Origin of the sequence: Flavobacterium sp. 140616W15 (assembly GCF_003668995.1) — a bacterium.
Classification (GTDB): Bacteria; Bacteroidota; Bacteroidia; order Flavobacteriales; family Flavobacteriaceae; genus Flavobacterium.
Map to the genome: position 1 here is coordinate 3,921,989 of NZ_CP033068.1, position 14,930 is coordinate 3,936,918.

Here is a 14,930-nt window from a genome sequence, read left to right on the forward strand (position 1 = left end):
TTTAGGGATTATAAATTGTGTGTACTAAGGAGTTAATCGGATTGTATTATTCATTAAAGATGATTTCTTAAGCACGCTGTACATGCTTTGTTTTAAAAAAACGGTCTTTTTATTTTTAGATATCTTACTGTTCGGGTTTTCAGAAATTGCAATATCACGGTCAAAAGTATAAATAGAGATAATGTTTGCCTGTTCTAAATCCTGTTTCTTCTTTTGGTCTTTTACCAAGTTTTCAGGAACAGGATAAGAAGCAATTCTCTCAAAGCCTTTTGTACTACTGTTAAAATGTATTTGATCACTTTGGTTATTAATGCTATTCACAACAGCATTAAGCGCCTTTAAATTCGCGTAATTCAGTTTAATAATGAAAATATAATTCTGAAAATCGGTTTTGGTGTTTACTCCTGTAATTCCTTCAATTTTTAAGGCTTTCGCTTTAAAATCGGCTAATTTTTTTGTGATTTCTTGTTCATTTGGAATTTTCACACCATCAACTTCTTCAAGCCAAATGGCAGATTTTGTTTTGAACCATGATTTCGAAAAATCAATCATAAGCGTATATTCACCACTTTGGTCATCATGGTGTTTGATTCGTTCTGTTATCTCAAAACATCCAGTTAAGAGTAAACAGCAACATAAAGCGAGAAATTTCTTCATTCTGCAAATTTAAATCTAAATATTTGAAAAACCATGATATAAGAAGATTCTGAAAAAATATTTTTAAAACAGTAAATTTTAGATAATATTAACGCATTCTAAACAATGCTAAAAGCCTTATTCTGTTGATTTTTCTTTAACTTTGCGACACAATTTTAATTTCAACTTTAAAATGAATGTGAAGTCGATTTTGCAGTAGCATTCTTTTAAAAAAATATAAAAATCATATATGTTCCCACTACAAAGAAACCGCCGTTTAAGAACTAATGAATCTATTCGCTCTTTAGTTCGTGAAACTACCCTAAGTCCAAACGATTTTATGCTTCCGATGTTTATTGCAGAAGGAAAAGATGTAAAAATCGAAATTCCATCAATGCCAGGAATCTACCGTCATTCGTTGGATAACACCATCAAAGAAGTAAAAGAAGCTTGGGCACTCGGTATTAAAGCAGTAAATCTTTATGTAAAAGTTAGTGAGAACCTTAAAGACAATAAAGGGGTAGAATCTTGGAACAAAGACGGATTAATGCAACAAAGCATCCGTGCAATTAAAGATGCTGTCCCAGAAATGATTGTTATGCCTGATGTGGCACTAGACCCCTACTCTATTTATGGACATGACGGAATCATAGAAAAAGGGCAAGTGATAAACGATGCAACTGTAGATGCACTAACTCGCATGAGTTTAAGTCATGCCGATGCAGGAGCAGATTTTGTTGCACCAAGTGATATGATGGACGGTCGTGTTCTGGCAATCAGAAGAGCATTAGAAGAAAACGGACATCACAATGTGGGAATTATGAGTTATAGTGCTAAGTACGCTTCGGCATTTTACGGTCCATTTCGTGATGCTTTAGATTCTGCACCAGTAGATCTTCAAGAAGTCCCAAAAGACAAAAAAACATACCAAATGGATTATGCTAACCGTATCGAAGGAATTCGCGAAGCATTGCTAGATGTAGAAGAAGGTGCTGATATTGTTATGGTAAAACCAGGAATGGCATATCTAGATATTGTTCGAGAGGTAAAAAATGCAGTTCATGTTCCAGTAGCTGTATATCAAGTCTCAGGTGAATATGCAATGGTAAAGGCTGCTGCAGAAAGAGGATGGCTAGATCACGATAAAATTATGATTGAGCAATTATATTGCATTAAGAGAGCCGGGGCCAGTATTATCTCGACTTACTTTGCCAAAGAAGCAGCAGTAATATTAAACAAATAACATGAAGAAAATACTACTGGTATTAGTAATACTTGCATTCGTTTCTTGTAAAAAAGAAGAGAAAGTAACGATAGATAATTCAGGAATGCCAAGCGAAGAAACGGCTACTTTAACTGCTAAAACTCCAGAAGAATTAGGAAAAGCAATTTTTGAAGGACAAGGAAATTGTTTTGCTTGTCATCAGGTAGACCAAAAAGTTATAGGCCCAAGCATTAAAGAAATCGCTAAAATATACAAAGAGAAAAACGGAGATATGGTTGCATTTCTTAAAGGAAAAGGGGATCCGATTGTTGATCCAAGTCAGTTTGAAGTCATGAAGACCAATTTTCCTGTAACGCAAGCTATGTCTGACGAAGAACTTAAAGCAATCGAAACTTATTTTTATAGCTTTTTAAAGTAGGAGCTGATCACGCTTTCCGCTATATCTTTATGTTTTTAAAGGAAAAACATAAAGGATGTCGCTTCAATCGTGGCTAAAAAAACAAAAACCATTCGTAGATACGAATGGTTTTTTTTATACCTGCAAGGTTTTCAGAACCACAACTTTGTACTTCTGAGCGGAGTCGAAGAACCTCACAAGTACTTCCATAATATAAGGACACCTTTGTCAAAGTTTTGAACTTTGACAAAGCTCACGATGAAAGTCCACAAAGAATTGCAGGCCTTAAGCATTATTTTCTTTACTTTTATAAAATGGAAACAGCGTACATTAATTCACCTTTAGGAATCACCAAAATTGTTGGCGATGAAAACGGAATCTCAGAGATTACCGTTGCTAACGCTGGAGACAATGGGGTTTCTGATAAAATTGCAACAGAGTTGCAAGAAGCTGTTTCGCAATTAAACGACTATTTTTTAGGCAAAAGAATAGAATTTGATTTTAAGCTAAACCCCAAAGGAACAGATTTTCAACAAAGAGTTTGGAAAGGATTACTTGAGATTCCTTTTGGTAAAACCATGAGTTATTTAGAACTATCCAAAAAGTTAGGAGATGTTAAAGCTATTCGTGCCGTAGCATCTGCAAATGGGAAAAATCCACTTTGGATTGTTGTTCCTTGTCATCGCGTAATAGGAACTGATGGATCACTAACAGGATATGCTGGAGGATTATGGCGTAAGAAATGGTTATTAGAACATGAAAATCCAGTAAAACAGCAAAGTCTATTTTAGTTTGCCAAGATTAATTTCACGAATTTTGAAAGTGTCAAAATTTAAGTACATTTATACAGGCGATGAATTAGTTTTTAATGCAGTCTAAATATCTAAGAAGCCAGCCGTCTAACCAATCTAAGAAGTCTAAATTAATGATTGAAAAAATAAACTTAAACAACATCCTTTTTCTAGATATAGAAACCGTTCCTGAAACAGCAGCGTTTGGAGAACTAGATGATGAGATGAAAGAACTCTGGGAGCATAAAACACAATATCAGCGAAAAGAGGATTTTACACCCGAAGAATTTTATGACCGTGCAGGAATTTGGGCTGAGTTTGGTAAGATTGTTTGTATATCTGTAGGGTATTTTACCATCAAAGGAGATATTCGAAATTTTCGAGTGACATCATTTTTTGGAGATGAGATAAAAATCCTTAAAGATTTCAATAATCTACTAAACAACCATTACAATAAACCGTACCATGTTTTATGCGGGCATAACGCAAAGGAATTCGATATTCCATTTATCGCTAGACGAATGATTATCAATCAAATTGCAATTCCAGACAAGCTGAATCTATTTGGAAAAAAACCATGGGAAATTCCACATCTGGATACCTTAGAGCTTTGGAAATTTGGTGATTATAAACATTTTACTTCCTTAAAACTATTGACAAAAATCCTCGGAATCCCTTCTCCAAAAGGAGATATTGACGGAAGTCAGGTCGGACATGTTTTTTATGTAGAGAAAGATATTGATAGAATCGTAACCTATTGTGAAAAAGACACCATCGCTGTAGCGCAAATCTTCCTTCGCTTGCGACGTGAAGATTTATTGATTGATGATGAGATTATTCATGTTTAGCTTTTTAAGTTGCAAAGGGACAGAGGATAAATAGACAACAATAAAAAAATACGTTTTAACGTCTTTGCGAGAAATAATTAATACAAAGAAATTAATTAAAATGTTTTAAGCAATACGCTAATACATCTTGTATGCTTTAATAAAACTTAAAAAATGACACATCCAGAAATAGCTTTTTTAAGAATGGCTTCACAAAAAATATTGAAGACCAATTTTCATGAACCTCAAGAAATTGTAAAACATTTGGGAGCTATGCAGGCGCAAGATTATTCGATGGCAAAATGGGCAATTGGTTCACGATGTGATGCTTCAGAAAAGAGTATTGAAGAAGCAATTAATTCTGGCAAAATTATTCGAACACATATTTTACGCCCAACTTGGCATTTTGTTTCTGCAGATGATATTTATTGGATGTTAGATATTTCAGGGCCTCAGGTAAAAAAAATTGTGCTTTCTGCAGCTAGAAAAAATGGTTTTGACGAAAAGAAATTAGATAAAGTTAATTCATCAATCCAAAAGATATTAGCAGGGAACAATTCATTGACTCGTGATGAAATTATGCAAGAACTTGACGTTAAGAAAAATTCGGGTGATGGATTTTTCAATAGCACCATCATTATGATGAATGCAGAATTAGATGGTCTAGTTTGTAACGGAAAAATGAAAGGAAAGCAGTTAACATATTCATTACTAGAAGAGAAAGTCCCAAAAACAAATACTAAACTAACAAAAGAGGAAGGGCTGGCAAAATTAGCAAAACGATATTTTGAAAGTCATGGACCTGCAACATTATTAGATTTTACATGGTGGTCAGGTTTTCCAGCTACAATAGCAAAATTGGCTATTTATTCAGTTGAATCAGAGCTAGATTCTATTGAAGTTGATGGTAAAAAGTATTGGTTTAAAAAAGGCCTTCCTTCAGAAATTAATACTCCGAAAAGTATCCATTTTCTACCTTCGTTTGATGAGATTCTAATTTCATATAAAACGCGAGAAATCACTATTGCAAAAGAGCATCAAGCCAATGCTTTCACAAACAACGGTATCTTTTGGCCTATAATAATAGAAGACGAAAAAGTCATTGGAACATGGAAACGAGCAGCAAAAAAGGAACATACAAAGATAGAAACCAATTTTTTTGAGACGATTTCTGCAGACAAAAAGAGTCTTGTTTTGGAAGCTATCACTCCTTTTGAGAACTACTTAGAAACTAAAATTATTATAGAATAAACTGAGGTTTTATGCGAAATAGAAGGTTTTAAACAAATACTTCTCGTTTGCTAAGTAAAATGATTGTGCATATTATGGCTAAATAATTACATTTACAAAAAATTATAATTATGGTGTTAAGTAGATTTTGGCTAGCGATATTTATTTCGTCAATTGCTTTTATTGTAATCAGTTTGTTTACTGGTAATACATATACTATTGATTATGTTTTGAATGGTAAGAAAGATGAACCTATTTTAATCTCTGAAAAATATATTGAGCAAATTCCAGCGTTTGTAAGAGATAGTATTAAGAAAGCACCAGACAATACTGTTATTATCAATCGTGATGCTTCAAATGCAGATACAACCTACGTTTATAAAAACAAAACGGTAAAGATTTTTAGCGGTGTTCAAAAATCAGATGGCTTATTACCAACTTGTAAGAGCACTTTAGTCGATTTAATTCTTCCACTTATTGCTTATCTGGCTTTTTTCTGCGGATTGATGGAGCTTTTAATTATTTCAGGAGCTTCAGGGAAATTAGCAAAAGGCTTGAGTCCAGTGTTTGTAAAAGTGTTTCCTAGTATTCCAAAAAATCACCCATCGATTTCGTATATGACCTTAAATTTTGCAGCTAACTTCTTAGGATTAGATTCTGCAGCTACTCCCTTTGGTCTTAAAGCCATGGAAAGTTTACAAGAAATAAATCCAGATAAGGACAAAGCCAGTGATGCACAAATTATGTTTATGTGTTTGCATGCATCAGGTCTTACATTAATTGCGACTTCCATTATCGGATATCGTGCTGCTGCTGGTGCTACTAATCCAGCCGATGTAATGTTGCCTTGTATTATTACCTCTTTTATCGGGACAATTGCTGCTTTTTTAATTGTTGGTGTTAAACAAAAAATCAATTTCAAGAGTGCTTCTTTAGTTTTAGGATTGATGGTTATGATTGCTGCCATAGTTGGACTTTTATTCTATGTAAATAGTTTAGATTTAATTGGTAAAAACTTCTTTACATCAAATCTTTCAGGATTGATATTGTTTGCAATCATTGGTTTTACGTTGGTTTTCTCTCTTAGACATGAGAAAAAATTTATTGCTGCTGAGACTACCGTTTTTGATGCATTTGTAGTAGGAGCAAACAATGGAGTTAAAACAGGAGTTACTATCTTCCCTTATGTTTTAGGAATGTTAGTAGCTATCTCATTATTTAGAAACAGTGGTTTGTTTGAAATTATCAGCCATTGGATAGCATTTATTTTTTCGAATATGGGAGTGAGCAAAGAAATCACCGATGCGTTACCAGTTGCAATGCTTCGTCCTTTTAGTTCTGCGGGTTCACGAGGTTTCTTGATTGATTCGATGAATACTTTTGGAGCAGATTCTATGACAGGAAGATTGAGTAGTATTTTTCAATGTAGTGCCGAAAGTACTTTTTACGTAATTGCAGTTTACTTTGGGTCAGTAAACATAAAAAACACCCGTTACGCATTAGGAACTATGCTTTTGGTAGATGTAATTTGTGTGATTACAGCTATATTTGTGGCGAGTTGGTTTTTTTAATAAGTAGAATTTAAATTAAAAATTATATAAATATAAAACAGTATGAGAATTAGTAAATACACCAAATACATTGCAATTGCACTAATGTTGCTTTTTTTAGTTACGAGTCTATTAGCTTAAACGTTAGTTGATTAATATGAATAGAATTTATATTACGTTGTTTTTGTTGGCTCTGGTAAGTTGTAAAAAAGAACCAGCAACAGTAGGTCCAAAGTGGACTAAGGAAGACAAAAAAGAAATGACTGCAAAGCCAGCATTTAACAGGACTACCCCAAAAATAGATACGATTTATATTTCTGGGAATGAAGAAATAGGAGCGAGTAACTATGTTTTAGCTTCTCTTTTAGATAAGAAAATTGATAAAGACAGTCTAATAACTGTTCAATACAGACTTGATTTCTTTACTAATAAAACAAAAGTTGGTTCTGAGAAAGTTACCATTGACCCATTTACCGAAGGTTCGAATTGGGGCGCTACATATGGTTTATCAGATGAGGACAATGCTACGGTATCACCTTTTATCCACATCAGTTTTGGTTATGAGGCTTGTGGATATAATCGACGACACTATTTGTATTATCTGAAAAATAATAACGTACAGCTTGTGCACGATTGGGACTCTATGAGTGACGGTGGTTGGGGAAGTTGGTTAGAATTTGGAGGAATAAATCCTAAAAATGAACCTGTTTCTTTTTATAGCAAAAGAGTTTCTTACGGCGGTAAAGAAGATGTTAATGATGAAGATATGGGAACCGTTGAACATTCGGATTCTATCGTATTTCATTTGAAAAACAACAAATGGGAAAAACGTTTGTTAACCCCAAAGGAAAAGGTATACTGGAAAAAAGACATTACTTTTAATGAATTTTATCCTCAATTTGCAGAATAAAAAAAGCCTCGCAACAACGAGGCTTTTTCGTTTTTAGTAAGCAACAATTTATTTCTTAACGAATTTTTTAACGATTCTTTTTCCGCCGTTATTTAATTCTATGATGTAAATACCAGTATTCAAGCTGCTAACATCTATCGATGTTCCGCTTAATTGTCCTGCAGTTACTTGCTGTCCAAGATTATTTGTAATCCTGAAAGTAGCTCCATCACTTTTTGCTAACGAAACATTCAACTCATTATTAACAGGATTTGGATATAAGGCAAAACTTGTATTATCATTAGTTTCTATTAATCCTGCAGTTACTTCTGGAGTTACAATTGCACCAGCAGCAGTAATATTCACAGAGTAATCCTCTACTTGACCATAAGAAAAAGCTTCACAAGAAGTTGGAATTCCGTTGTATTTCATAGCAACTCTCAATCGTGTAGTCCCAAGAGTGGCCGAAGCTGGAATTGTAATTGTTCCAGTTACAGGAGTTGTTGTAGAAGTTGCTTTTGTCCAAACAGTTTCGCCTGTATCTGCAAAATCACCATCTTGGTTATAATCTATAAAAACAGCATAACCTTCACTGTAAGTTGTAGATGTCCATGCAGGAGTTATTGTGATAGTATAAGCAGTTCCAGCAGCTACATTGGTTGAAATTGATGTAAAGTTTTCATAACCAGCTGTACCTGTTGAGGTATTGTTAATTGTACCAAATACAACCTTACCGATTCTTTCGTCGGCAGTATTGTTTCCTTGTGACGCACAATAGGTAACAGTATTGGCTAGTGTTGTTACATTTACAGTATTACTTGCTGGCGAAACATTTCCTGCAGCATCTTTGGCTTTTACACTAAAACTATAAGCAGTTAAAGCAGTTAGCCCAGTTACAGTATAAGTTGTAGTTGTAGATGAGCCTTTAAGAGTTGTTCCTTGATAAATATCGTATCCAGTTACGGCTACATTATCTGTTGCTGCAGTCCATGATAAATTAGTAGTTGTTCCAGTTGTTCCAGAAGCTGCAAGAGCAGTTGGAGCTGTAGGGGCAATTGTGTCTGTAGAACCAACATAAGAAGCTCCAACACCTACTGCATAAAATGCGTCAGTTGTTGCAATTACCTCTGGTGATCCAGCGCCATATAAATCAATAGCTGATTGTATCCCAGATGTTCTGGCATTTGCAAAAGTAGAATTAGCAGTTAGATAAACACTCTCTAAACGATAAGCAATTTTTGCAGCTTTATCAATTGTAATTCCTGTTACACTATAAGAGCTACCAATATCATTTGTTCCTGTCTTACCTACAGACAAGATATAAAACCAATGGTTTAATACACCCGAATTTGTATGAACACCACAATAATCATTGGCTTGAGTAGGGGTTCCGCAATTAATAACTTTCCAATTTGTACCGCCATAAGTATCAGGTTGCCCTTCGGCTTTAGGGTTACTCATAGAACGAAGAGAAAGATGACCAGCTCTTCTTTCTATATCTTCACCAATTAGCCAAATAGATTTAGAAGGCGCGGCATAATACTCAATACAAGCTCCCCAAATATCAGAGAAACCTTCATTCATCGCACCTGATTCTTTTTGATAGGCTAAGTTTGCTGTATAAGTACAAACGGCATGACCAATTTCGTGTCCAGCAACATCAATAGCAGTTAAGATATCAAAGTAAGTTCCACTTCCGTCACCATAAGTCATTACGCTACCATCCCAGTAGGCATTATCGTATGCATTACTGTAGTGTACATAGCTTTTTATGATAGCACCTGCATTATTAAAACTATTTCTACCATGCACTGTTGACCAATAATCATACGTTTTTTCAGCTCCCCAATGGGCGTCAAGTGCACCATTATCTTTGTTCGTATTTGCATATTCAGCAGCAGTCCAGTTATTATCTGCATCTGTAAAATTTACTGCAGCAGTATAACTAGTTCCTTTTTTCATATTATACGTGTTTATGCCTAAACCTCTTGTTGCATCTGCTAGTATATATGAAGATCCACTTAAAGTTGTTTGAATTACCTGAGTTCCGCTATAACGTGTAGCCGCATTTGCTGCAACAAAAGCCATTTTAGAACCGGCATCGTCTTTTAGTTTTTTTGCATTAACATTAGTTGATTTTAACTTACTACCATGAGCATGTTCTCCAAGATGCTTTATAGTTGCATTATAAAACAGTACTTGACCGTTTTCAGCATCGATGTATAAATCCCCCTGCTTACAGGATTTGTTGCGTAAATGTCAAATTTATAGGCTAAACGAACCTTGTCGGTTGTTCTGTTAGTACCTTGATCCTCCATAGATGGCAATAACACTAGTTCTCCTTTTGGTTTTTCATAACCAATCTCTTTAGCGTCATTAGGTGTTTCCCAAAGGTATTGCTTGGCACCAGTGTAGCTAACTGCTCTATTAAAAGCATCTTGAGCTGAAAGTTTTGGTTTTGTATTTACTTTATCGATGTTGTAATACTCACCATTCATAGAAACTAATTTACCGTCTTTTGAATGTAAAGTGTAGTTTGCAAACTCTACTTTAACGCCTTGTTCATACAATTGAAATTTTTCATGTGTGTAGCCCTGTGGATCAGATTCTGTTTTGACTCTTGCAAAGGATTGATTTTCTTTTAAACCTAATTGATCCTGAAATACCTTTTGAGAATCAGAACCTTTGTAGGTTGATTTGTCACTAAAGGTGATTAGACTAGGTTGTCCATTTTCGGATACATTTTTTTGGCTTACGCGCTTATCTGTTATTTGCGCAAATGCCGATAAAGAGAATGTAAGCACAACAGCTGTTGTTGTGGCAATTTGGGGTAATGTACTTTTCATAATCGATTTGGGGTTAAATGTTAATTTGATAATTTGTTTATAAATGAATTAAAGCATGTAGGTAAATACTTTAATTAATAATAAAATTATAAACATTTTGTTAAATAAAAACACATAATTTCCTTTAATCGATAAAATACAACATTTGTTGTGGAATATTTAATAAATAATAACATTATATTAATAATAGTCAGAAATAACTTGTTTTTATTATTAAATCATTGTTTTTCAAATTAGCTAACATATTGTTTTTTAATTAATTATGAGTGTTCCTGTTTTAATATGGAGAGGACTGCAGGGTAGTTGAAATTAAAAAAGGCTAACATGTAAAAATGTTAGCCTTTTTTAGGATTTTTTAGAATGAATCGTTAATCGATAATCATTTCAGGAATGTCACCTTCAATTATTAAGTTTGCTTCGGTTGAAACTATAATGTGTTCAACAGAAACACCAGGAGCTCGTTCTAAAAGTTTAAAACCTTTTGGAGTTATTTCTAAAACAGCCAATTCGGTAACAACTTTCTTTACACAACCAACTCCAGTTAACGGTAAACTGCATTTTTTTAGTATTTTAGACTCACCTGCTTTGTTTACATGCATCATGGCAACAATAATGTTTTCTGCAGAAGCTACTAGATCCATTGCACCACCCATTCCTTTTACCATTTTTCCAGGAATTTTCCAATTGGCAATATCTCCATTTTCAGAAACTTCCATAGCTCCAAGAATAGTTAAGTCTACTTTTTGGCTACGAATCATTCCAAAGCTAAAAGCTGAATCAAAGAAACTAGCTCCAGGCAATGTGGTTATGGTTTGTTTTCCTGCATTAATAACATCTGCATCTTCTTCTCCTTCAAAAGGGAAAGGCCCCATTCCTAGAACACCGTTTTCGCTTTGAAATTCGACATCAATTCCTTTCGGAATATAGTTTGCTACCAATGTTGGTATTCCGATGCCTAAATTCACAAAAAAACGGTCTTTAAGCTCTTGTGCAATTCGTTTTGCAATATCTTCTTTTGTTAACATATCTTTTTTAATGTGTCAATTTTTTAATGTGCCAATTTGATAATTTAAACCATTCAGTGAGAATTATCTAATTGTCTCATTATCTCAATTATCTAATTTCTCTGTCTTACCGTACGCTGCTCAATTCTCTTCTCAAATTTTTCTCCCTGAAAAATGCGTTGAACCATAATTCCAGGAATATGAATTTGATTGGGATCTAATGTTCCAGCAGGAACCAGTTCTTCAACTTCGGCAATGGTGATTTTTGCTCCCCCAGCCATGCAGGCATTAAAGTTTCTAGCTGTTCCTTTAAAGATAAGATTTCCAGCTTCATCGCCTTTCCATGCTTTTACAATTGCAAAATCGGCTTTGAATGCTTCTTCCATAATATGCATTTTTCCATTAAATTCACGAACTTCTTTGCCTTCGGCAACTTCTGTCCCATAACCTGCAGGAGTAAAAAAAGCAGGGATTCCGGCTTGTGCTGAACGGCAACGTTCTGCTAATGTTCCTTGTGGAATGAGTTCTACATCTAATTCTCCAGAAAGCATCTGACGTTCGAATTCAGCATTTTCACCAACATAAGAAGAAATCATTTTCTTGATTTGCTTTTTTTGCAATAATAACCCTAAACCAAAATCATCTACACCTGCATTGTTTGAGATACAAGTAAGCCCTGAGGTTTCTGTTTTTACCAATTCGGCAATAGTATTTTCTGGAATGCCACATAAACCAAATCCGCCAAACATAATTGTCATGTCGTTTTTAATTCCTTGAATTGCTTCCTGAACGGTGTTGACTTTTTTACTAATCATATTATTTGTCTTGTATTGACGTATATTTTTGATAAAAATACCAATTTTAGATTAAATTATAACGATTTCGTAAAAAATAAATCTACAAGGTAATTTGTGGGATATAATTTAACAACGATTGTGATTAACCGCAAAGGGCGCTAAGGTTTACGCAAAGTTGGCAAAGCTTAATCTATAAATAACTTTGCGAACTTTGTGCTTTTATCTTTGTGAACTTTGTGGTAAATTTTTAAGCCACAGATTACCCTGATTAAAAGGATTTAAAAACTTTGCGTGCTTTGCGGTTAATCTTTTATTTTTTTGGATTAATCTGCATTCAATTTGTTCCAAAAAAAATCCTTTTGCGTCTTCCGAAAAATCAGAAGCAACAAAAGGATATTTTTATTTTATAGAAATGAATTTAAACTACAGTTCGAATTCGTCTGTGTTTTGCTCAATGTCTGTTGTGTCTTTGACTTTTGGAGCCGAGTAGCAATCTACTTTTATCGAAAGATTTGAAGGTCTTTCAAATTCAGATTTTGATACTTGTAAAGCAGGATCGGCATAACAAAGTTTCATGAAATAACCCCAAACAGGTAAGGCTGCTGTTGCACCTTGTCCGTAGGTAATACTTTTAAAACGTGCCGAACGGTCTTCACAACCTACCCAAACACCCGTTACTAAGTTTGGAACCATACCCATGAACCAACCATCTGACTGATTTTGTGTTGTTCCTGTTTTTCCAGCAATAGGATTACGGAACATGTATGGATATCCTGTCCAGCGTTTGTCTCCACTACCGCCCCCTTCAGTGCGTAAACGTGAACCTGAACCACTTTCGGTAACTCCTTGAAGCAATTTAATTACTGCAAAGGCAATGTCTTTATTTAGTACATCGTGAGATTCTGGAATTGGCTCATAAATTACTTCACCGCTTTTATTTTCAATTCGGTTTAGGAACTGTGGTTTTACATAAACACCTTGGTTTGCAAATGTGCTGTAAGCAGCAACCATATCTTCGACTGTGATTTCAACAGCACCTAATGCGATTGAAGGTTGTACTGGAATTTGAGATTTTACACCTAGTTTATGTGCTAGTTCAACTACCGCTTCAGGACCAACACGGTCAATTAATTTTGCTGATACAGTGTTGATAGAGTTAGCTAAACCTTGTTTTAAAGTTACCATTCCGCGATATCTGTTATCAGAGTTTCTTGGTTCCCAATCGGCTGTAACATGATGACGTCCTTTGTGAATCATAAATGGACCATCAAGAATAGAGTCGCAAGGAGACATATTTAGTTGCTCAATTGCAGCTGCATAAACAAACGGTTTGAATGTAGAACCTACTTGTCTAGCCCCTTGCCCTACGTGATCGTATTGAAAATATTTATAATTGATTCCACCAACCCAAGCCTTAATACTACCCGTTTGTGGTTCCATTGCCATTAAACCTGCTTGTAAAAAGTGTTTGTAATAACGTATAGAATCTAAAGGGGTCATGATTGTATCTCTTTCTCCTTTCCAGGTAAACACAGTCATTTTTGTTTTTTCGCTAAATGATTTTATGATTTCTTCATCGCTTTTATCGGCAGCTTTCATTACTGACCAACGGTACGAAGATTTCATAGCTTGATTTATAATTCGTTGCGTTTCAGCTTCAGAAATATTAACAAAAGGAGCATTTTTATTTGTTTTTGATTGTAAGAAAAACTCTTCCTGTAAGTTTTTCATATGTGCCGCAACTGCTTCTTCAGCATGTAATTGCATTCTAGAATCAATAGTAGTATATATTTTTAGACCATCTTTGTAAATGTTGTAGTCTGAACCGTCTGGTTTTTTATTCTCAGCTACCCATTTTTTCATATAATCACGTAGGTATTCTCTAAAGTAAGTTGCCGTTCCTTCTCGGTGACTTTCTAGTTTAAACTTCAGTGAGATAGGAAGGGCTTGTAACTTGTTTTTTTGATCCTCTGTAATCATACCTGCTTTTTCCATTTGGGCAAGTACAACGTTACGACGATTTTTAACTCCTTGCGGATTTCTTACGGGATTGTATAAACCTGAGTTCTTGAACATTCCGACTAATATTGCCGATTCGTCCATTGTTAAATCTTTCGGTTCCTTAGAAAAATAGGTTTGTGCAGCAGAACTTACACCAACGGAATAATTACCAAAGTCATATACGTTGCAATACATTGCAATTATTTCATTTTTAGTATATTGTCTTTCTAAACGAATGGCAATAATCCATTCTTTTACTTTTTGTACAATTCTAAAAGGTAAAAATTTTGATCCTTCTCCGTGAAATAATTGTTTGGCTAATTGTTGCGTAAGGGTACTTGCTCCTCCACTAGTTCCTAAACTTGCAATAGCTCTTAAAGTTCCACGTCCGTCGATACCCGAATGTTCGTAAAAACGCTCATCTTCAGTTGCTACAAGTGCTTCAACAAGACTTTTAGGTAAGTCAGAATATTTTAACTGTGACCTGTTTGTCTGGAAATACTTACCAATAACTACTCCATCTGAGGAGATGATTTCAGTAGCTAAATTAGAATCAGGATTTTCTAAGTCTTCAAATGAAGGCATAGAACCAAAGATTCCCCATGAAGCAAATAAGAAAAAGGTAATAACACCTAATAAACCATAACCGAAAATTTTCCAAAAGGTCTTTTTGTAATAATTTATGTCTTTATCAGTTTTTGTTGGATTGTTTTTTTTAGCAGCCATATAAATCTATT

The 14,930-nt window shown here is 34.6% G+C and carries 13 protein-coding genes; 7 read left to right on the forward strand and 6 right to left on the reverse strand.

All coding sequences use genetic code 11. The features are described 5' to 3' along the window. Nucleotides 1–24: 24 nt before the first annotated feature. Nucleotides 25–657: a hypothetical protein gene (locus EAG11_RS17170; protein ID WP_129540237.1), complete on the reverse strand. Its 633-nt coding sequence runs from the start codon at nt 655–657 to the stop codon at nt 25–27. A 229-nt stretch (nt 658–886) separates the two neighbouring features. On the opposite strand from EAG11_RS17170, the gene hemB reads away from it, so the two are divergent. The 7 genes from hemB (at nt 887) to EAG11_RS17205 (ending at nt 7,566) form a co-directional block, all read left to right on the forward strand. Further along, a complete protein-coding gene (hemB, locus tag EAG11_RS17175; protein WP_129540238.1) occupies nt 887–1,879 on the forward strand; it encodes a porphobilinogen synthase in 993 nt (330 codons plus the stop codon). Nucleotide 1,880: 1 nt separating this feature from the next. Further along, entirely contained in the window at nt 1,881–2,279 is a 399-nt protein-coding gene (locus tag EAG11_RS17180; protein WP_129540239.1) for a c-type cytochrome, read from the forward strand. 293 nt (nt 2,280–2,572) lie between these two features. Beyond that, nucleotides 2,573–3,049, forward strand: coding sequence for a methylated-DNA--[protein]-cysteine S-methyltransferase (locus EAG11_RS17185; protein WP_129540240.1), 477 nt, complete (start codon nt 2,573–2,575; stop codon nt 3,047–3,049). Nucleotides 3,050–3,183: 134 nt separating this feature from the next. Next, complete coding sequence (locus EAG11_RS17190) at nt 3,184–3,897, forward strand: 3'-5' exonuclease (RefSeq protein WP_129540241.1); 714 nt, start codon at nt 3,184–3,186, stop codon at nt 3,895–3,897. Between the two features lie 153 nt (nt 3,898–4,050). After that, entirely contained in the window at nt 4,051–5,127 is a 1,077-nt protein-coding gene (locus EAG11_RS17195) for a winged helix DNA-binding domain-containing protein (RefSeq protein ID WP_129540242.1), read from the forward strand. A 110-nt stretch (nt 5,128–5,237) separates the two neighbouring features. Further along, a complete protein-coding gene (locus EAG11_RS17200) occupies nt 5,238–6,677 on the forward strand; it encodes a nucleoside recognition domain-containing protein (protein ID WP_129540243.1) in 1,440 nt (479 codons plus the stop codon). Between the two features lie 136 nt (nt 6,678–6,813). Next, on the forward strand, nt 6,814–7,566 hold the full coding sequence (locus EAG11_RS17205; protein WP_129540244.1) for a hypothetical protein: 753 nt from the start codon (nt 6,814–6,816) through the stop codon (nt 7,564–7,566). A gap of 48 nt (nt 7,567–7,614) precedes the next feature. Here the strand turns inward: EAG11_RS17205 and EAG11_RS17210 are convergent, their stop codons facing one another. The 5 genes from EAG11_RS17210 to EAG11_RS17225 all read right to left on the reverse strand — a co-directional run bounded on the left by EAG11_RS17210 (nt 7,615) and on the right by EAG11_RS17225 (nt 14,919). After that, the gene (locus EAG11_RS17210) at nt 7,615–9,633 is read right to left on the reverse strand and encodes a M4 family metallopeptidase (RefSeq protein WP_371414605.1); all 2,019 of its coding nucleotides are present in this window, start codon (nt 9,631–9,633) and stop codon (nt 7,615–7,617) included. An 86-nt stretch (nt 9,634–9,719) separates the two neighbouring features. Continuing rightward, complete coding sequence (locus EAG11_RS22925) at nt 9,720–10,391, reverse strand: hypothetical protein (protein ID WP_371414606.1); 672 nt, start codon at nt 10,389–10,391, stop codon at nt 9,720–9,722. Nucleotides 10,392–10,759: 368 nt separating this feature from the next. Then, nucleotides 10,760–11,416 carry a CoA transferase subunit B gene (locus tag EAG11_RS17215; protein WP_129540245.1) on the reverse strand — a complete coding sequence of 219 codons (657 nt, stop codon included), beginning with the start codon at nt 11,414–11,416 and terminating at the stop codon, nt 10,760–10,762. Between the two features lie 92 nt (nt 11,417–11,508). Further along, nucleotides 11,509–12,210: a CoA transferase subunit A gene (locus EAG11_RS17220; protein WP_129540246.1), complete on the reverse strand. Its 702-nt coding sequence runs from the start codon at nt 12,208–12,210 to the stop codon at nt 11,509–11,511. A gap of 405 nt (nt 12,211–12,615) precedes the next feature. Next, nucleotides 12,616–14,919, reverse strand: a complete 2,304-nt coding sequence (locus EAG11_RS17225; RefSeq protein WP_129540247.1) for a penicillin-binding protein 1A — start codon at nt 14,917–14,919, stop codon at nt 12,616–12,618. Between the last annotated feature and the right edge of the window lie 11 nt (nt 14,920–14,930).

Excerpts from the sequence above, each read along its gene's own strand:
- EAG11_RS17170 (WP_129540237.1), bottom strand. The coding sequence starts at position 657 with ATGAAGAAATTTCTCGCTTTATGTTGCTGTTTACTCTTAACTGGATGT.
- hemB (WP_129540238.1), top strand. The coding sequence starts at position 887 with ATGTTCCCACTACAAAGAAACCGCCGTTTAAGAACTAATGAATCTATT.
- EAG11_RS17180 (WP_129540239.1), top strand. The coding sequence starts at position 1,881 with ATGAAGAAAATACTACTGGTATTAGTAATACTTGCATTCGTTTCTTGT.
- EAG11_RS17185 (WP_129540240.1), top strand. The coding sequence starts at position 2,573 with ATGGAAACAGCGTACATTAATTCACCTTTAGGAATCACCAAAATTGTT.
- EAG11_RS17190 (WP_129540241.1), top strand. The coding sequence starts at position 3,184 with ATGATTGAAAAAATAAACTTAAACAACATCCTTTTTCTAGATATAGAA.
- EAG11_RS17195 (WP_129540242.1), top strand. The coding sequence starts at position 4,051 with ATGACACATCCAGAAATAGCTTTTTTAAGAATGGCTTCACAAAAAATA.
- EAG11_RS17200 (WP_129540243.1), top strand. The coding sequence starts at position 5,238 with ATGGTGTTAAGTAGATTTTGGCTAGCGATATTTATTTCGTCAATTGCT.
- EAG11_RS17205 (WP_129540244.1), top strand. The coding sequence starts at position 6,814 with ATGAATAGAATTTATATTACGTTGTTTTTGTTGGCTCTGGTAAGTTGT.
- EAG11_RS17210 (WP_371414605.1), bottom strand. The coding sequence starts at position 9,633 with ATGGCTTTTGTTGCAGCAAATGCGGCTACACGTTATAGCGGAACTCAG.
- EAG11_RS22925 (WP_371414606.1), bottom strand. The coding sequence starts at position 10,391 with ATGAAAAGTACATTACCCCAAATTGCCACAACAACAGCTGTTGTGCTT.
- EAG11_RS17215 (WP_129540245.1), bottom strand. The coding sequence starts at position 11,416 with ATGTTAACAAAAGAAGATATTGCAAAACGAATTGCACAAGAGCTTAAA.
- EAG11_RS17220 (WP_129540246.1), bottom strand. The coding sequence starts at position 12,210 with ATGATTAGTAAAAAAGTCAACACCGTTCAGGAAGCAATTCAAGGAATT.
- EAG11_RS17225 (WP_129540247.1), bottom strand. The coding sequence starts at position 14,919 with ATGGCTGCTAAAAAAAACAATCCAACAAAAACTGATAAAGACATAAAT.